Annotated in this window: 13 protein-coding genes; 12 read left to right on the forward strand and 1 reads right to left on the reverse strand. The window is 76.1% G+C overall.

Annotated features, from left to right (window positions below; all coding sequences use genetic code 11):
- Window position 1 precedes the first annotated feature (1 nt).
- From AC0GKK_RS02140 to AC0GKK_RS02195, 12 genes are all read left to right on the forward strand, one after another.
- Complete coding sequence (locus AC0GKK_RS02140) at window positions 2–730, forward strand: FAD-binding oxidoreductase (RefSeq protein ID WP_482637469.1); 729 nt, start codon at window positions 2–4, stop codon at window positions 728–730.
- 67 nt (window positions 731–797) lie between these two features.
- Entirely contained in the window at window positions 798–1,727 is a 930-nt protein-coding gene (locus AC0GKK_RS02145) for an alpha/beta hydrolase (RefSeq protein WP_350590312.1), read from the forward strand.
- A 239-nt stretch (window positions 1,728–1,966) separates the two neighbouring features.
- Window positions 1,967–3,913 (forward strand): non-ribosomal peptide synthetase, encoded by a 1,947-nt coding sequence (locus AC0GKK_RS02150; RefSeq protein ID WP_489883968.1) that lies wholly within the window; start codon window positions 1,967–1,969, stop codon window positions 3,911–3,913.
- The gene (locus tag AC0GKK_RS02155; RefSeq protein ID WP_489883969.1) at window positions 3,907–6,528 is read left to right on the forward strand and encodes a Pls/PosA family non-ribosomal peptide synthetase; all 2,622 of its coding nucleotides are present in this window, start codon (window positions 3,907–3,909) and stop codon (window positions 6,526–6,528) included. Before AC0GKK_RS02150 ends, AC0GKK_RS02155 begins: the two co-directional genes overlap by 7 nt.
- Window positions 6,525–7,226, forward strand: a complete 702-nt coding sequence (locus AC0GKK_RS02160; RefSeq protein ID WP_301548893.1) for a BPL-N domain-containing protein — start codon at window positions 6,525–6,527, stop codon at window positions 7,224–7,226. The genes AC0GKK_RS02155 and AC0GKK_RS02160 overlap by 4 nt, the downstream gene beginning before the upstream one ends.
- A gap of 325 nt (window positions 7,227–7,551) precedes the next feature.
- On the forward strand, window positions 7,552–8,823 hold the full coding sequence (locus AC0GKK_RS02165; protein WP_489883014.1) for a heparan-alpha-glucosaminide N-acetyltransferase domain-containing protein: 1,272 nt from the start codon (window positions 7,552–7,554) through the stop codon (window positions 8,821–8,823).
- 57 nt (window positions 8,824–8,880) lie between these two features.
- Window positions 8,881–10,332, forward strand: coding sequence for a M1 family aminopeptidase (locus AC0GKK_RS02170; protein WP_405417164.1), 1,452 nt, complete (start codon window positions 8,881–8,883; stop codon window positions 10,330–10,332).
- Window positions 10,333–10,442: 110 nt separating this feature from the next.
- A complete protein-coding gene (locus AC0GKK_RS02175; protein WP_489883015.1) occupies window positions 10,443–11,930 on the forward strand; it encodes a cytochrome ubiquinol oxidase subunit I in 1,488 nt (495 codons plus the stop codon).
- 16 nt (window positions 11,931–11,946) lie between these two features.
- Window positions 11,947–13,011 carry a cytochrome d ubiquinol oxidase subunit II gene (gene cydB / locus AC0GKK_RS02180; RefSeq protein ID WP_476654782.1) on the forward strand — a complete coding sequence of 355 codons (1,065 nt, stop codon included), beginning with the start codon at window positions 11,947–11,949 and terminating at the stop codon, window positions 13,009–13,011.
- A 5-nt stretch (window positions 13,012–13,016) separates the two neighbouring features.
- Complete coding sequence (gene cydD, locus AC0GKK_RS02185) at window positions 13,017–14,789, forward strand: thiol reductant ABC exporter subunit CydD (RefSeq protein WP_489883016.1); 1,773 nt, start codon at window positions 13,017–13,019, stop codon at window positions 14,787–14,789.
- Window positions 14,786–16,492, forward strand: a complete 1,707-nt coding sequence (cydC, locus tag AC0GKK_RS02190) for a thiol reductant ABC exporter subunit CydC (protein ID WP_489883017.1) — start codon at window positions 14,786–14,788, stop codon at window positions 16,490–16,492. Before cydD ends, cydC begins: the two co-directional genes overlap by 4 nt.
- A gap of 185 nt (window positions 16,493–16,677) precedes the next feature.
- Complete coding sequence (locus AC0GKK_RS02195) at window positions 16,678–18,129, forward strand: GH39 family glycosyl hydrolase (protein WP_489883018.1); 1,452 nt, start codon at window positions 16,678–16,680, stop codon at window positions 18,127–18,129.
- 63 nt (window positions 18,130–18,192) lie between these two features.
- Here the strand turns inward: AC0GKK_RS02195 and fabG are convergent, their stop codons facing one another.
- Complete coding sequence (fabG, locus tag AC0GKK_RS02200; RefSeq protein ID WP_100877802.1) at window positions 18,193–18,951, reverse strand: 3-oxoacyl-ACP reductase FabG; 759 nt, start codon at window positions 18,949–18,951, stop codon at window positions 18,193–18,195.
- Window positions 18,952–19,050: the final 99 nt, after the last annotated feature.

Below are 19,050 nucleotides of genomic sequence, written 5' to 3' on the forward strand. Positions count from 1 at the left end.
CGTGGACACCACCCCGGCCACCACGCCCCGCCGGACCCTGCGCTGGCAGACCGCGACCGTGCTGTCGGTGCACGACGAGGCCCCGGGGGTGCGGACGTTCCGGCTCGGCCTGGCCGAGCCCGCCACGCACCTGCCGGGCCAGTACTACGTGCTGCGCCTGACCGCCGAGGACGGCTACACCGCACAGCGCAGCTACTCGGTGGCCTCCGCTCCCGACGGGCGGCCGGAGATCGCGCTGACCGTCGAACGTCTCGACGACGGTGAGGTGTCGGAGTTCCTGCACGACGTCGTCGTCGTCGGGGACGTGCTGGAGGTCCGCGGCCCGGTCGGCGGCCGGTTCGCCTGGGACGGGGTCTCCCCCGCGCTGCTGGTCGGCGGCGGCTCCGGTCAGGTCCCGCTGGCCGCGATGCTGCGCCACGCCCGCGCCACCGGCCGTCCCGACCTGGTCCGGATGCTGGTCTCGGTCCGCACCCCCGACGACCTGTTCTACGGCGAGGAGCTCACCGGGCCCCCGGTCACCACGGTGTTCACCCGGACCGCCCCACCCGGCGCGGTCCGCCCGGCGGGCCGGCTCACCCTCGACGACCTGGCCCCGCTCGTCCGCGGCGGGGAGACCGCGTTCGTGTGCGGCTCCCCCGCCTTCGCCGCCGCCGCGGCCGACCTGCTCGCCGCCGCCGGGGTCCCCTACCACGCGATCCGGATCGAGCAGTTCGGCCCGACCGGGGCCTGACCCTGCGGCCCGCCGCGGGGGTGCGGCAGGATGACGCCGCCCCGCCCGCGCACCGCAGGAGCCGACGATGACCGTCACCCCCGCCGAGACGTCGTTCCCGAGCGGCGGGCTGCGCTGTGCGGCCTGGCACCTCGCCCCGGTCGGCGACGCGCTCGCGAACGACCGCGGCCGCCCCTGCGTGGTCATGGCGCACGGCTTCGGCGCCACCCGCGACTCCGGGCTGCTGCCCTTCGCGCAGCGTTTCGCCGCTGCGGGCTGCGCGGTGCTCGTGTTCGACTACCGCGGGTTCGGCGCCTCGGACGGCACCGGCGATCCCCGTCTGGACCAGGACGTCCACCACGGCAGGCACCGCGCCGACTACCACGCCGCGATCGCGCACGCCCGCACGCTGCCCGGCGTGGACCCCGAGCGGATCGTGCTGTGGGGCAGCTCGTACTCCGGCGGGCACGTCGTCCCGGTCGCCGCCCGCGACGGCCGGGTCGCCGCGGTGATCTCCCAGGGTGCGGCGATGGACGGGACCGCCGCGCTGCTGGAGATCCTGCGCTACGCCGGACCCGGGCAGCTGGCCCGCCTCACCGGGCACGGGCTGCGCGACGCCGCCGCCGGGCTGCTCGGACGCCCGCCGCACCGGATCGCGGTGTTCGGACCGCCCGGGTCGACCGCGGCGATCACCTCGCACGACGCCGAGAGCGGCTACTCCTCGATCACCGGGCCCGGGTTCCGCAACACCATGCGGGCCCGGGGCGCGCTGCGGATCCCGCTGAACCGCCCGGTGACGGCGGCGGCGCGGCTGCGGGCGCCGATCCTCGTCGTCGTCGCGGCGCGGGACTCGATCGCGCCGCCGGCGTCGGTGCGCGCGGTGGCCGCGCGGGCCGGGGCGGGCTCGGAGGTGCTGGAGCTGCCGTGCGGGCACTTCGACATCTACCTCGGCGCGATGTTCGAGCGGTCCGTGACCGCACAGGTGGACTTCCTCCGCCGCACGCTCGCCGTCGCCTGACTGAGCCGGACGGAGGACCCGCAGGCCCCGGCTGGGGCAGCACCACCTGTGAGCGGCCACACTCCGTAAAACTGAGCACCTATCGCCTACTCGCTCGCCGTAACAGGCCCCTCCCCCGTGGCGATGTCACGGGGGACCACGGCGGCCTCACCGGTCCGTACCCCTGAACCCACAGGGAGCTCCCCACTGGACCGGGGGAAGCGTTCCGTCGCCGTGTAGGGAGATGACGGCACGTGACGATGTCCCCGCCCCGCGCGGGGGTCGCCGTGGCGCACCCGGCCCCGGCCGGTGCGCCCGCGCGACACCCGGACCGCCTGCACCGGTTCTTCGAGGCCACGGTCGCCCGGACACCACGGGCGGTCGCGCTGCAGGACGGCGGCCTGGAGCTGACCTACGCCGAGCTGGACGCGCGCGCGAACCAGCTCGCCCGCCACCTGGCCGGGCTCGGCGCGGGCCCGGGCCGGCGCGTCGGGATCCTGCTGCACCGGACCTGGCGGACCTACGCGGTGCTGCTGGCGATCGGCAAGACCGGCGCCGCGTTCGTCCCGATCGACCCGGCCGCCCCGGCGGACCGGGTCGGCTACATCCGCGACGACGCCGGGCTGGACCTGCTGGTCACCACCTCGGACCTGGCGGGCGAGCTGCCCACGCCCGGGCTGGTGCTGCTCGACACCTGCGTCGACGCCGTCGCCGCACTCCCCCGTCACCCGCTCGCCCCGGTCGCCCCCGACCCGGACCCGGCGCCGCTGGCATACATCATCTACACCTCGGGCTCCAGCGGGCGACCCAAGGGCGTCGCGATCGCCCACCCGAGCATCTGCAACTTCGTGCACGTCATCACCCGCGTCTACGACGTCCGCCCGCACGACCGCGTCTACCAGGGCATGACCATCTCCTTCGACTTCTCGATCGAGGAGATCTGGCCGACCTTCGCGGCCGGGGCGACGCTGGTGGTCGGGCCGACGGACTCGCGCCGGATCGGCGCGGAGCTGGGCGACTTCCTCGCCGGCACCGGCGTCACCGTGCTGTGCTGCGTGCCGACCCTGCTGGCGACGATCCCGCGGGAGCTGCCCGCGCTGCGCACCCTGCTCGTCGGCGGCGAGGCCTGCCCGGCCGGCCTGGTGGAGCGCTGGGCGCGCCCCGGGCGGCGGATGCTCAACACCTACGGCCCCACCGAGACCACCGTGACCTGCACCTGGGGCGAGCTGCACCCGGGGAAGCCGGTCACGATCGGGCGCCCGGTGCCGACCTACTCCGCGGTGATCCTCGACGACACCCTGCGCGAAGTCCCCCGCGGCGAGGTCGGCGAGCTCTGCATCGGCGGCCCCGGGGTCGGCATCGGCTACGTCAACCTGCCGGAGAAGACCGCCGACCGGTTCGTCCGCCACCCCGCGGCGCCCGCGAACGGCGACGGGCGGCTCTACCGCACCGGTGACCTCGCCCGGTTCGACGAGCACGGAGAGATCGTCTACCTGGGCCGCGCCGACGACGAGGTCAAGATCCGCGGGCACCGCGTCGACCTGGGCGAGATCGAGACCGTCGCCCTGGAGCACGCCGACGTGGAGAGCGCCGTGGCCGCGGTCGCGAGGACCGACGACGGCACGGGCGAGGAGCTCACCGTCTACGTCGTCCCGGCCGCCGGGCCGGGCGGGCCGGTGGACCGGGCGGCGCTGCACGAGCTGCTGCGGACCCGGCTGCCCGAGTACATGGTGCCGGGCTACCTCGAGGTGCTCGACGCGCTGCCGATGATGCCCAGCGGCAAGGTCGACCGGCCGAAGCTGCCGGCCCCGTCCGGGCCGCGGATCGTGGTGACCCACGGCCCGCACGTCGAGCCGTCGACGGAGCTGGAGACCGGGGTCCGGGCGGTGCTCGCCGAGGTGCTGGCGCTCGACGCCGGCCAGGTCTCGGTCACCGCCGACTTCTTCGACGAGCTCGGCGGGCACTCGCTGCTCGCCGCGCGGCTGGTGACCCTGCTGCGCGAGCGCGGCGTCGGCCGCTCCCCCGCGGTGCGCGACCTGTACGAGCACCCGACGGTCCGCGGCCTGGCCGCGGCACTGGACCCCGACGCGGCGGGCGACGGCGGCGACGGCTCCGTGCCCCGCCGCCGCGCCCGGAGCCGCTGCGCCACTCCCGGCGCCGCTACTCGACCGCCGGGACCGCGCAGGGCGCCGCGTTGTTCGTGCTGATGCTGGTCATGACCCTGCCCGCGGCCGGGGTGTACGCCTGGCACGGCGGCCGGGTCGCCCCGGACGTGCTGGCCCAGCTCGCCCTCGGCGCCACCGCGATCTTCCTGCTGCAGCGTTGGCTGCTCGCCCCGCTCGCGGTGCGCGCGCTCACCGCCCGGGTCGCACCCGGCCGGTACCCCATGTGGGGACGGGTGCACCTGCGCCTGTGGGCCGCGGACCTGCTGCTGTCGGTGTCGCCGCTGCCGGTGCTGTCCGGCGGTCCGCTGGCCCCGGCCTACCTGCGGATGCTCGGCGCCACCGTGGGCCGCGACGTGCACCTGGGCACCTCGGTGGTGTCGATGCCCGCGCTGCTGCGGATCGGCGACGGCGCCACCGTCGGCTACGGCGCCGCGCTGCGGCCCTGGACGCTGGCCGACGGCTGGGTGACCGTCGCCCCGATCGCGGTCGGCGAGGGCGCCCACGTCGGCGCCAGCGCGGTCGTCGAACCGGGTGCGGTGGTCGGCGCGGACGCCGTCGTCGGGGAGCAGTCCGCGCTCGCCGCGGACCAGGTGGTGCCGCCCGCCGAGCACTGGGCCGGGTCCCCCGCGGTGCCCGACGCCGCCGACGCCGCGGTCGCCGAGCTGACCGAACGCGGCCCGGCACCGTCCTGGACGCGGCCGCAGCGGGCGGCCGCGCTGGCCGGGATCGTCGCGCTGGAGCTGGTGTCGCTGCTGGCGCTGGTCCCGGCGGTGCTGCTGGTGTGGTCGTCGCTGCTGCTGTTCGGCGACGGCCCCGCCCTGCTCGTCGCCGCCCTGGTCGGGCCGGTGTTCGTGGTGACGGTGTGCGTGCTGGTGGCCGTCGGCCGGTGGGCCGTCGCGCCCCGCACCGGGCCCGGGGTCTTCCCGGCGCGCTCCGCGCTGGGGCTGCGCAAGTGGTTCGGCGACAAGCTCCTCGAGATGAGCCTGACCTACACCAACTCGCTGTACTCGACGCTCTACACGGTCGGCTGGCTGCGGCTGCTCGGCGCCCGGATCGGGCGCGGCGCGGAGGTGTCCACCGCCTCGCACATCGACCCGGAGATGCTGACGATCTCCCAGGGCAGCTTCGTCGCGGACATGGCGAGCGTGGGCAGCGCGACGTTCCACAACGGCTGGATGGTCCGCCGTCCGACGCTGGTGGGGCGGCGCGCGTTCGTCGGGAACGCCGCCGTCGTCCCGGCCGGGTCGACGCTCGGCGACGAGTCGCTGATCGGCGTCGCGACGGTGCCCCCGGCGTCGGGCGTGCCGCACGACACCACCTGGCTGGGGTCCCCGGCGATGCACCTGCCGGTGCGCCAGGACTCCGGGGACCACCCGGAGTCGCTGACGTTCACGCCCTCACGGCGCCGCGTCGCGGAGCGGCTCGGCATCGAGTTCCTCCGGGCCACGCTGCCCGCCTCGGCGATCTCGGTGTCGATCTACCTGTTCCTGCAGGGCCTGTCCGGCGTGGCCCGCACCGGCGCCGCGTGGCAGGTCGTGCTCGCGGCACCGGTGCTGGCGCTCGCCTCGGCGCTCGCGCTGGTCCTGCTGGTCGCAGCGGTGAAGTGGCTGGTCGTGGGCACCTACCGGCCGCGGACCGAGCCGCTGTGGACCCGGTTCGTGCGCCGCTCGGAGTTCGTCACCGGACTCTACGAGGCCTCCGCGGTGCCCGGGCTGCTGAGCATGCTGTCCGGGACCCCGTTGCTGCCGCCGATGCTGCGGCTGCTCGGCGCCCGGATCGGGCGGCGGACCTGCGTATCGACGACCTACCTCACCGAGTACGACCTGGTGGAAATCGGGGACGACGCCGTCGTCGGGCGGGACGTGTCGCTGCAGACCCACCTGTTCGAGGACCGGGTCATGAAGATGTCGACGGTGTCGGTCGCGGACGGCGCGTCGGTCGGGGACCGGACGATCGTGCTCTACGACGCCGTGGTCGGCGCCGGGGCGCGGCTCGACCCGCTGTCGCTGGTGATGAAAGGCGAGCACCTGCCGCCCGGCTCCCGGTACCGGGGCATCACCGCCCGCGCGGTGCCCGACGCCGCACCGGCCGACGCGGCACCGGCCGTGCCGCCTGCCGTGCTGCCCGCCGTGCAGCCCGCCGCGGCGCCGGAGACCGTGGCCGGGACCGTGCGGGTCGCGGCCGTCGACCCGGAGCGCACGATGGTCCTCACCCGGGTGCAGGGGACCGACGACCCGGGCCGCACGCTGCGGATGCGCTCGGTCCTGGCCGGGCGCCAGGCCCCGCGCCGCGGCAGCACCGGCCGGCACCGCGCGGGTGCCGCCGGCTCGGCCGGTGCCCCCGGGACCGGGCCCGCCGGCGCCGGGCACGACCGCCGTGCCCCCGCCCGGCCGGGCAGCACGCCCCGTGCGCGGCACCGCCACGCCGCCGCGGGCCCCGACGATGGCGCCGGCGCGGTCGTCGGTGCGGGCGACGGGGGAGCGACCACCGGAGCAGGTACCGCCGCACGCGTCCCGGTCCCCGCGGCGCGGTCCGCGGAACGCACCGCACGGACCCTCCCCGCCGTGCCGCCCCGGCCGGGACCGGGGACGGCACCGCCCCCGGTGCCGCAGCCGCGCGACCACCGTTCCGCCCGCTCCGGGCCGGGCCCGCGGTGAGCCTGTTCGGGCGACTGCTCGGCCGCCGCGGCCCGGCCCCCTCCGCCGGCGACCGCCCGGTGGCGCTGGTCTACCGCGGACCGGCGTCGCGGCCGACGGGGTGCGCGGAGTCGGTGGCGGCGCTGCTGGCGTCCTCGCGGCACGGGTTCGACGTGCACTACACCGGCCCGCGCGAACGGCTCCCGCTCACCGCGGACACCCTCGCCCGCGCGACGCTCTACGCCCAGCCCGGCGGCGGCACCCTGTCCGCGGCGTGGCGCACGATGCGGCCCGCGGCCGGCCCGCTGCGCGACTGGGTCGGCGACGGCGGCCGCTACCTCGGGTTCTGCCTGGGCGGCTACCTGGCCGGGGCCACCCCCGGGTTCGGCCTGCTGCCCGGCGACACCGACCGCTGGATCGACTCCCCCGGCGCCACCGTCGGCCACGACGGCGACGCCCTGGTCCGGCTCGACTGGCGCGGCCGCGACCGCACCCTGTTCTTCCAGGACGGCCCGCACTTCCTGCTCGACTCCGGGACCGTCCTCGCCCGCTACCCCGACGGGCTCGTCGCCGCCGCCGTGACCCCGTTCGGGCACGGCCGGGTCGGCGTCGTCGGCCCGCATCCCGAGGCCGGACCCGACTGGTTCGCCGACGCCGGGCTGCCCCCGGCCGACGCCCGCGACCTCGGGCACCAGCTGATCGACGAGGTTCTGACATGACCCGACCGCAACCGCCCGGCAGCCACCGCCGCGGCGCCGACCGCCCCGCGCCGCCCCGTCCGCCGGCGCCCGCCCTCGTCCCCGTACCGGGCGCGCCCCGGCGGACCGGCACCGGCACCCACCGCGCCCCGGAGGGACGGCCGGACGCCGCCGCCACCCGGACCGCGAGCCGGCCGCGCCGGCCGTCCGGTCCGCCCGGCACCGCGCCCGCGACGACCGTCGCCGTCCCGGCCCCCGCACCGCGGGTCCCCCGCCTGCCCCGTCGGCACCCGCGCGGACCCTGCGCACCCCGTCCGCACCACCGGACACCACGGGGACCACCACCGTGCTCCCGGCCACCACCCGGGCCACGCCCGCCCCGGACCCGGCTTCCCCGGCCGCGCCGGAACCCGCGCCGCCCCGCGAGCGCGCCTCGCGCCTGCTCGGCGTCGACGCCACCCGCGGGATCGCGCTGCTCGGCATCATCGCCGTGCACGCCCTCGTCGAGGCCACCGACGACGGCACCCCCACGCCCAGCTACCTCGTGTTCGGCGGTCGCTCCGCGGCGCTGTTCGCCGTCCTCGCCGGGGTCTCGTTCGCGTTCATGACCGGGCGCGCCCGGGTCCGCACCCCCGACCTGCGCGCCACGGCGGCGATGCTCGCCACCCGCGCCGGCGTCCTGATGGTGCTGGCACTGGCCCTGAGCTGGACCGACCCGTCGATCGCGGCGCTCATCCTCCCCTACTACGCGATCGCGTTCCTGCTCGCGATACCGCTGGTCGCGCTGCCGACCCGGGTCCTCGCGCCGCTCGCGGTGCTGCTGGGTCTCGGGATACCGGTCGGATCGCACCTGGTGCGCCCGTTCCTGCCGGTGCCCGACCTCGGCAACCCCTCGGTGCTCGACCTCGTCACCGACCCCGGCGCGCTGCTGTCGGAGCTGACCCTGACCGGCGCCTACCCGGCGGTGGTCTGGCTCGCCTACATGGCGGTCGGGATCGTGGTCGGACGGCTGCGGCTCTCGGACCGGCGCACGGCGGCGGCGCTGCTGGCCGGCGGCGTCGTCGCGGCGACGGCGGCCACCGGGCTGTCGATGTGGCTGCTCGGCCCGGGCGGCGGGTACGCCGCGATCGCCGCGGTGAGCCCGCCGGAGATCCTCGACAGCGCGCCGACGATCGCCGATGCCGTCACCGGCTACCCCGACGGCGTCACCCCCACCTCGACGTGGTGGTGGCTCGCGACCGTCGCGCCGCACTCGGGCACGCCGCTCGACGTCGTCCAGACCACCGGGTCCGCGCTCGCCGTGCTCGGCGCGGTCCTGCTCCTGGCCTCGGTCACCGCCCGCGGTGCCGGGCCGCTGCTGGGGCACCTGCTGCGCCCGCTCGCCGCAGCCGGGTCGATGACGCTGACCCTCTACGTCGGCTCGATCCTGTTCATGAACTCCCCGCTCGACGACCTGGGCCCCTGGGAGGGCTACCTGTGGCAGGTCGCCGTCGCGGTCGGGATCGGGCTGGCCTGGCGGCGCGCGGTCGGGCGCGGTCCCCTGGAGACCGTCGTGTCGGCGCCCGCGCACGCCGTCCGGGACCGGCTCCGCGGCCGGGCCCGCGATCGGGTGGCGTAGCCGGGCGGTGCCGCACGCCGGTCGCCGCCCGTGCGCACCGCGGCTAGCCTCGCCCTCATGATCGACCTGACCCGGCTGCGCCGGGCCCTCGTCGGCGTCGCCGTCGTCCTGGCCGTGCTGGGGGGCTGCGCGGCCGGCGTGCCGCAGGTCGAGCGGGCGGCCCCGTGGCCGCAGCGCCCGGTCGTCGACGCGTCGCTGGACCTCGCCCCGGACCTGTCCTCGGCCACCGGCCGCCAGACCGTCCGCTTCACCCCCGACGCCCGGATCTGCGAGCTGGTCTTCCGGCTCTGGACCAACCGGCCGACCGTCGTCTCCGACGGCGGCTCGTCCCGGGTCACCGACGCGAGCGTCGACGGCACCCCGGTCACCCCGCGCACCGAGCAGGCGGGCGCCCCGGACGGCGCGCCCGGCACGCTCGTCGAGCTGCCGCTGCCGTCCTGCGCCGACGCGGGCACCACCGTCACCGCGCAGCTCGGGTTCACCCTCACCCTCGGCGAGGACTCCACCGAACGCATCGGGCACTCCCCGTCGGCGGGCACCGCCTGGCTCGGCAGTCCGCTGCCGGTGCTGGACTGGGTCCGCGGCCGCGGCTGGGTCCGCACCCCCGCGGTGCGGATGTCCGGCGAGACCGTCGTCGCCGAGGACTACCGGCTCGCCTCGCTCGCCGTCACCGCGGCGGCGGACCAGCAGGTCGTCGGGGTCGGGACCGCCACCGGCACCCGCGACGCCGGCGGCGGGCGGCTCACCCGCACCTTCGCCGCCGACGCGGTCCGCGACGTCGCGGTCGCCGTCGGCGCCTACGAGGTCACCGAGTCCACGGTCGGCGCCACGAGGGTGCACGTCGCGCTGCCCACCGCGGGCCGCGCCGGCGCCCGGCGCGGCGGTGAGCTCCGCGGCTCCGCGCAGGACTGGCAGGGCGACGTCGCCCGCTTCCTGCCCGCCCTGGAACGGCTCCTGGGGCCCTACCCGTACCCGGACCTGTGGCTGACGGTCGTGCCCACCCAGAGCGACGGCGTCGAGTTCCCGACCCACCTGCAGTTCGGCGACGTCGACGACGCCACCCGCCCGTCGCTGGCCGCGCACGAGATCGCCCACTCCTGGTTCTACGCGCTGGTCGGCAACGACCAGGCCCGCGACCCGTGGCTGGACGAGGCGTTCACGACCTGGGCCCAGGCCCTGGTGGCCGACCAGCGCGACCTGTACCGGATCGGCAGCTTCGGGCCCGGCGACGTCGCGGGCCCGATCGGCGCCCCCATGTCGTTCTGGGACTCCCGCGGCGGGTTCACCGACCTCGTCGACGGCGTCTACGACCAGGGTGCCGCCGCGCTGTTCGCGGGTCGCGACGCCGTCGGCGCGCAGCGCTTCGACGCCGCGGTCCGCGCCTACGTCGAGGCGAACGCACACCGCGTCGCCGCCCCGGCCGACGTCGAACGGGCCTTCGCCGACCTGCCGCAGGTGCTCGACGTGCTGCGCGAGCACGGCGCCTTCGACCCGCGCACCGGCGGCTGAGCGCCTCCGCGGCGACCCGCGTGTCCAGGGCCACCGGGTCCGCCCCCCCACTGATCTTCTACTTACGGTAGAACTACTACTGGACGTAGAACTTCGCTCGGGAGGTCCGGATGGACGCGCTCGACCTGGCCCGCTGGCAGTTCGGGATCACCACGATCTACCACTTCCTGTTCGTGCCGCTGACCATCGGCCTGTCGGTGATCGTCGCGTCGCTGCAGACCGCCTGGTTCCGCACGGGCCGGGAGGAGTACCTCCGCGCCACGAAATTCTTCGGGAAGCTGTTCCTGATCAACTTCGCGATGGGCGTGGTCACCGGGATCGTGCAGGAGTTCCAGTTCGGGATGAACTGGAGCGCCTACTCCACCTTCGTCGGCGACGTGTTCGGCGCACCGCTGGCGATGGAGGCGCTCATCGCCTTCTTCCTGGAGTCCACCTTCATCGGGCTGTGGATCTTCGGATGGGACCGGCTGCGGAAGGGCGTGCACCTGGCCTGCATCTGGGCCGCGGCGATCGGGTCCAACCTCTCGGCGTACTTCATCCTCGCGGCGAACGCGTGGATGCGGAACCCGGTCGGCTACGAGGTCGACCGCGCCACCGGACGGGCCCGGCTCACCGACATCGGCGCCGTGCTGACCAACCCGCAGGCCTGGTCGACCTACACCCACGTCGTCGCCGCGGCGTTCCTGATCGCGGGGCTGTTCGTCGCCGCGGTGAGCTCCTGGAAGCTGATGCGCGAACGCTGGAGCCGTCCCGGCGACCGGGCGCCGCACCCGAGCGAGCACACGCTGTTCCGCAAGACCCTGCGCACCGGGTTCCTCGTCACCCTCGTGGCCGGGGTGCTGGTCATCGCCTCCGGTGACCACCAGGCCAAGCTGGCCGCCACCTACGAACCGATGAAGCTCGCCTCGGCCGAGGCGCTGTGGCAGACCGAGGAGTCGGCCGGGTTCTCGCTGTTCGCCGTCGGCGACGTCCAGGGCAGCCGCAACCACGTCAACGTGCAGATCCCCGGTGTCCTGAGCTTCCTGGCCACCGGCAGCCCGTGGGGTCCGGTGCAGGGCATCGAGAACGTGCAGGCGCAGTACGAGGCGCTCTACGGGCCCGGGGACTACCGGCCCAACATCGCCGTCCTCTACTGGGCGTTCCGGCTGATGATGGGCCTCGGCCTGGCCGGGGTCGCGGTCGCGACGGCCGGGCTCTGGCTGACCCGCGGCGGCCGGCTGCCCGGCTTCACCCGCGACGGCGCACCGGCTCCGGCCGGGCGGCTGTCGCGGTGGGCCTACCGGGGTGTGGTCGCCGCGCTGCCCGCGGCGCTGGCGGGGAACATCGCCGGCTGGGTGCTGACCGAGATGGGCCGCCAGCCCTGGACGGTGCACGGCGAGCTGCTCACCGCGCAGAGCGTGTCCCCCGGAGTGAGCCTGGGCCAGGTCGCGTTCTCCCTGGCCGCGTTCACCGCGCTCTACGGGATCCTCGCCGTCGTCGAGGTGCGGCTGCTGTTCCGCTACGTCGCCGCCGGACCCGCCGCCCCCGCGGCCCCGCCCGACCCCGCCGACGACGCCGACACCGACGCCGAGCGCCGCCCCGCGGCGTTCAGCTACTGACCCCGGAGGGACGACGATGGACCTGCCCACGATCTGGTTCCTGGCCGTGGCCGTGCTGTGGACCGGCTACCTGGTGCTCGAGGGGTTCGACTTCGGCGTCGGGATGCTGGTCCGCGTCCTGGGCCGCGACGCCGAGGACGACCGCGAGGCCGCCCTCGGCGCGATCGGCCCGGTGTGGGACGGCAACGAGGTGTGGCTGATCGCCGCCGTCGGCGCGATGTTCGCCGCGTTCCCCGCCTGGTACGCCGCCATGCTGTCGGGCCTCTACCTGCCGGTGCTGCTGGTCCTGCTGGGCCTGATCGTGCGCGGGGTCGGGCTGGAGTACCGGCACAAGCGCTCCGACCCGCCGTGGAAGGCCCGCTGGGACCTGTTGATCGGTCTCGGGTCGCTGGTGCCGGCGTTCGTGTGGGGCATGGTCCTCGCGAACCTGGTCCGTGGCCTGCCCACCGTGCTCAGTGCCCCCGGCAGCGGGCAGAACACCGTGGTCACCGCGTCGCTCGGGGACCTGCTGAACGGCTACGCGCTGCTCGGCGGCGTCGTCACCACGGCGCTGTTCCTGCTGCACGGCGCGGTGTTCCTGGCACTGAAGACCGACGGGCCGGTGCGGTACCGGGCGCGGCGGTTCGCGCTGCGCGCGGTGGCCCCGGTGCTGCTGGTGACCGTCGCGTTCCTGGCCGCGACGCTCGCGCTGCGCGAGCCGTCCTGGACCACCACGGTCGCCTGGGTCTCCGGCGCGGCCCTCGCCGCGGCCGGGGTGGCGCTGCTGGCCGGCCGCGAGGGGTGGGCGTTCACTGCCACCGCGCTCGCGATCGGCGGGCTGTCGGTCGTGCTGTTCGGCCAGCTGTACCCGACGCTGCTGCCCTCGACGACCGACCCCGCGCACACCCTGACCGTCGCGAACGCGGCGTCCGCGCCGTACACGCTCGGCGTCATGTCCTGGATCGCGGCCGTGTTCCTGCCGCTGGTGCTCGGCTACCAGTCCTGGAGCTACTGGGTGTTCCGCCGCCGCCTCGGCGGGGCGCGGGTCGCCCCGGCCGGGACCTCCGACACTGGTGACACCGCGGTACCGGCCCCACGATGACGACCGTGTCCACCCCGTCCGCCACCGCCGGGGCGCCGCCCGCGGGCGGCCCGCCGGTCGACCCCCGGCTGCTGCGCACGGCGAGCGCGGTCCGGGTGCACCTGGCCGTCGCCACGGTCTGCGGGGTCGCCGCGACCGGGCTGATCCTGGCCCAGGCCTGGCTGGTGTCGCGGGTGGTGGCCGGGGCGACGCCGTCGTTCGGCCTCGACGGCGCACGCACCGGGCCGGGTGCCGGGCTCGACACCCTGGCCTGGCTCGTCGGGGGCGTCGCCGTCGTCGCGGTGGCGCGGGCGCTGCTGTCCTACGGCGCGGAGTCCGCGGCGCTGCGCAGCGCCGCCCGCGCCAAGTCCCAGCTGCGGATGCAGCTCGTGCGCCGGCTCGCGCTCGCCGCACCGGACCCGCGGCGGTCCTCCGGTGAGATCGTCACCCTGGCCACCCGCGGCCTCGACGCCCTCGACGACTACTTCGCCCGCTACCTTCCCCAGCTGGTGCTCGCGGTGCTGGTCCCGGTCGCGGTGCTGGTCGTCGTCGCCGACGCGGACTGGATCTCCGCGGTCGTCATCGCCGTCACGCTGCCGCTGATCCCGCTGTTCATGGCCCTGGTCGGGATGCACACCCGGGCCCGCACCGACCGCCAGTGGCGGCTGCTGTCCCGTCTCGGCGGGCACTTCCTCGACGTCGTGCAGGGGCTGCCGACGCTCGCGCTGTTCCGCCGTGCGCAGGTCGTCGCGGGCAAGGTCCGGGAGACGACCGACGCCCACCGGCACGCCATGACCGGCACCCTGCGGGTCGCGTTCCTGTCCGCGTTCGTGCTGGAGGTCCTCGCGACGCTCGCCGTCGCCCTGGTCGCGGTCGAGGTCGGGCTGCGGCTGCTCTACGGGGACCTCGACTACGCCACCGCACTGTTCGTGCTGGTCCTGGCCCCGGAGGCCTACCTGCCGCTGCGCGAGGTCGGTGCCCGGTTCCACGCCAGCATGGAGGGCGTCGCCGCGGCCCGGCAGGTGTTCGCCGAGCTGGACCGCCCGGCCGGCGGCGCGCCCGGCGGGACCGCACCGGTGCCGGCGGCCGACCCGGCGGGCCGCGGCCTGACCGTCGACGGGCTGCGGGTGCGCTACCCCGGCGCGGACGCCGACGCCGTCGCCGGGCTGTCGCTGGACCTCGCCCCCGGGGAGACGGTGCTGCTGCGCGGCCCGTCCGGGGCCGGGAAGTCCACCCTGCTCGGCGTGCTGCTCGGCATGGTCGCCCCGACCGGCGGCACCGTCACCGTGCACGGCCGCGACGGCACCGGCGCCGACCTCGCGGACCTGGACCTCGACGCCTGGCGCCGCGGGGTGGCCTGGGTGCCGCAGCAGCCGCACCTGTTCGCCGACACCGTCGCCGCCAACGTCCGGCTCGGCGCCGGGCGGGACCACGCGGGCGTCACCGACGACGCCGTGCGGGCGGCCGCACGCCGGGCCGGGCTCGACGCCGTCGTCGCCCGGCTGCCGCACGGCTGGGACACCGTGCTCGGCGAGGGCGGCGCGCAGCTGTCGTCGGGCGAGCGGCAGCGGGTCGCGCTGGCCAGGGCGTTCCTGCGCGACGCCCCGCTGGTCCTGCTCGACGAGCCGACCGCGCACCTCGACCCCGACTCCGCCGACGCGGTCCGCAGCGCGGCCGCCGAGCTGCTCCGCGGGCGCACCGCGGTCGTCGTCGCGCACGACGCGGGCTGGGCCGAGCACACCGACCGCACCGTCACGATCACCCCGGTCGCGACCACACCCGCCGGACGTCCGCGATGAGCCCCTGGTCGCTCGCCCGCAGCGTGCTGGCGCCCCGGCTGCGCGGCGTCGTCGGCGGGGCGCTGCTCGGCGCGCTCGCCACCGCCTGCGGCGCCGGGCTGCTGTCGCTGGCCGCCTGGCTGCTCGCCACCGCCGCCCAGCACCCGTCGGTGACGGCGCTGTCGGTCGCCGTGGTGCTGACCCGTGCCCTCGGCGTCGGACGCGGGGTGGCCCGCTACGCCGAGCGGCTGGTCGGGCACGACGCCGCGCTGCGCGCGCTGTCGGACATGCGCGGCCGCGTCTACGCCCGGCTCGCCGCCACCGAGCCGGTGCGCCGGTTCCGGTCCGGCGAGCTGGTCGCCCGGCTGGTCGGCGACACCGACTCGGTGCAGGACCTGGTGGTGCGCGGGGTGCTGCCGGTCGTCGCAGCCGGGGTCGCCGGGTCCGGTGCGGTGCTGCTCGCCACCGCGCTGTACGTCCCCGGCGGGGCGCTGCTCGCCGCCGGGCTGCTGCTCGCCGGGGTCGCGGTGCCCGCCCTCGCCGCGGCGCTGTCGCGGCGGCCCGCCGAGCGCGCCGGTGTCGCCCGGGACCGGCTCGCGACCGCCCTGGTCGACCTGCTCGACGGCGGCCCGGAACTGCTGGCCCACGGCGCGACCGGCCACGCCGTCGACGCCGTCGCCCGCGCCGACGCCGAGCTGACCCGCACCGCCCGCCGCGACGCCGCGCTGCTCGGCCTCGGCGCGGGGTCCGGCGCCCTGGTCGCCGGGCTCACCCTGGCCGGGACGCTGCTGCTGGGCGTCGCCGCCGTCGACGCCGGCACCCTGGGCGCGGTCCCGCTGGCCGTGCTGGTGCTGACCGCGCTGGCCGCGTTCGAGATCGTCGCGCCGCTGCCGGCCGCCGCGGCGCGGCTCGCCGCGGTCCGCGCCGGGCTGGCCCGGCTGGTGCCGGTGCTCGACGCCGCACCCGCCGTCGTGCACCGCGACCCGGGGCCGGGACCGCTGCCGCACCGCGGTGACCTGCAGGTCCGCGGGCTCACCGCCGCCTGGCCCGGGCCGGGACCGGACGGGCGCGGCCGCACCGTCCTGCACGGGGTGGACCTCGACGTCGGACGCGGGGAGGTCGTGGCGCTGGTCGGTGCCAGCGGGTCGGGCAAGTCGACGCTGGCCGCGGTGCTGTTCCGGTTCCTCGACCCGCGCGCGGGGTCGGTCCGGCTCGACGGGCACGACCTGGCCCTGCGCCCGCCCGACGAGGTCCGTGCGGTGGTCTCCGGGGTACCCGCCGACCCGCACGTGTTCGACTCGACGGTCCGGGAGAACCTGCGCCTGGCCGCCCCCGACGCCGACGACGCCCACCTCACCGACGTCCTGCGCCGGGTCGGGCTCGCCGGCCTGGCCCTCGACGACGAGGTCGGCGCGCACGGCGCGCGGCTCTCGGGCGGGATGCGCCGGCGGCTCGCGCTGGCCCGCGCACTGCTCGTCGACCCGGCGGTACTGGTGCTCGACGAGCCCACCGCGCACCTCGACCCGGACACCCGTGACGCCGTCCTCGACGACCTGCTCGCCGCCGCGGCGGGCCGGGCCGTGCTGGTCATCACCCACGACCCGGCGGTGCTGCCGCGGGCCGACCGGGTGTACACGCTGCGCGACAAGAGGGTTCGGCTGCGCAGCGGGGCTGCGTGCGGCCCTCGCGAACCGCGGCCCTACTCTGCTCCGAACGTCCGATAGCGGGCCCCGGCCGGCTCCGGGCGTTCGCGAGGTTCTCTCAGTCAGGTCACAGGAGGCCCCTGACACGCTGGGAGCACCTCGCCGGGACACCGTCCCGCGCAGGAGTGCAGGAGTCAGTACGAGCCCGCGCGCGCCACGGCATCCGCCCGGCGCCGCGTCCGGTCAGAACGTGAGGTCACCACCCCGTGCGAGCGTCACGCCGTCCCTCCCCGACGACGTCCGGACCGAGGTCCCCGTCGCGGACCCCCCGGTTCCGTCCCGGCCTGCGCCGGACCCCGGCCCTGGCCCTGCTGCTCGCGGGGGTCCTGGCCCTCGCCGCCTGCACCTCGGGGACCGGCGGCGACACCACCACCGGTGACACCGTGCCGTCGTCGGCGCTGGAGGCCTCCGCGAAGGCCGTGGACCTGAACGGCTGGCGCTGGGACGAGCAGCCGGGCCCGATGGAGATCGGGGTGACCCACACCCAGGACAGCCTCGACGACACCGAGCCCGCGCAGGCCCGCCAGCGCGGCGTCGACATCCTGTCGAGCCTCGGGCAGGAGTACCAGAACCACCACCTCATGGGCTTCGGCACGCTGAACCCCGAGCCCCGGCCCGGTGAGTTCGAGTGGGGCTCGCTGGACCGCCGGATGCAGCTCACCGAGGAGACCGGTGGCAAGGCGATGCTGACGCTGTGCTGCTCCCCGGACTGGATGAAGGGCGCGCCGCGCGACAGCGGCGACACCCGCTGGGACCGGCTCGAGAAGGCGCCGCTGCCCGAGCACTTCGCCGACTTCGCCAACCTGGCCAGGGAGGCCGTGCAGCGCTACCCGCAGGTCGACCGCGTCCTGGTGTGGAACGAGCTCAAGGGCTTCTACAACCAGGCCGAGAACCGCTGGGACTACGAGGGCTACACGAACTTCTACAACCAGGTCTACCAGGCCGTGAAGTCCGTCCGGCCCGACGTCCAGGTCGGGGGTCCGTACGTGGTGATGAGCAGCGTCCCGGTCGACTCGGGCGACGCCTCGGACATCCGCGGCCCCTGGGGCGCGCTCGACCAGCGGCCGCTGGACGTGCTGGACTACTGGCTGAAGAACAACGTCGGGGCGGACTTCATCGTCGTCGACGGCTCCACCACCAACCGCGGCCAGCAGGACGCGATCTCCCCGGTCGACGTCGGCGCCGAGAAGTTCTCGGTGATCGACCGCTGGATCCAGGAACGGACGCAGCTCCCGATCTGGTGGGCCGAGTTCTACGCCAACGTCCCCGCCGACGCCCAGGCCGGTTTCGCCTCCCCCGCCAGCGCGGTCTCGACGATCGCCGCCCTGCAGGCGATGGCCCGCTCCGGCACCCAGGGCTCGCTGCTGTGGGGCCCCGAGGGCAGCAACTCGCTCGAGTACTCCTCGCTGTGGACCCCAGCGACCGACGAGAACGGCGGTCAGCCGACCCCGCTGACCGAGGCGTGGCGCTGGCTGGTGCCCAGGCTCCGTGAGGGCACCGTCGAGCTGGGCCGGGCGACCGACGGCTCGTCGCTGGGTGGTTTCCGCGCGGCGGACGGCTCGGTGCTGCTCGTCAACTTCTCCGCGACCGCCGTGCCGGTCTCCGGCCAGGACGACATCCCCGGCTGGGCGATCGTGCCGATGACCAGCAGTTCCTGACCCCCGCGACGACCGACGGGCCGGCACCGCAGCAGCGGAGCCGGCCCGTCCGTCGTGGGTGGGTCAGGCCTTCGGGCCACCGGCCACGTAGATGACCTGGCCGCTGACGAACGACGAGCGCTCGTCGACGAAGAACGACACGGTCTGGGCGATGTCCTCGGGCGCGCCGGGGCGCTGCACCGGGATCTCCTTGGCCCGGGCGGCCTTGAACTCCTCCCAGTCCACACCGATGCGCTCGGCGGTCGCCTTGGTCATCTCCGAGGCGATGAAGCCGGGGGCGATGCAGTTCGCGGTGACGCCGAACTTGCCGAGCTCGATCGCGAGGGTCTTGGTGAAGCCCTGCATGCCGGCCTTCGCCGCGGAGTAGTTCGCCTGGCCGCGGTTGCCCAGCGCCGAGGTCGAGGAGAGGTTCACGACCCGGCCCCAGGCGGCGTCGACCATGTGCTTCTGCACCGCGCGGGTCATCAGGAACGCACCGCGCAGGTGCACGCCCATGACCGCGTCCCAGTCGTCGACGGTCATCTTGAACAGCAGGTTGTCCTTGGTGATACCGGCGTTGTTGATCAGCACCGTCGGGGCGCCGAGGCGCTCGGTGACCGCGTCGACGGCCGCGGCGACGGCCTGCTCGTCGGCGACGTCCGCACCGAACGCGGCCGCGGTCCCGCCGGCGGACTCGATGGCCTCGACGGTGGCCTTCGCGGCCGACTCCTCCAGGTCCAGCACCGCGACCTTGTGCCCGTCGGCGGCGAGCCGGATCGCGGTGGCGGCCCCGATGCCGCGCGCCCCACCGGTCACGACGGCGGTCCTCTGCTGCTGGGTCATGTCTCTCCTCGCTGATCGACGGTGATCTCCGGGTGTCTCCCGCAGCCGATCGTGTCACCACCTACCGCCGAGTCACATCGCGGCCCGTGCGACATCGCT

Source organism: Pseudonocardia sp. P-1, assembly GCF_058111925.1.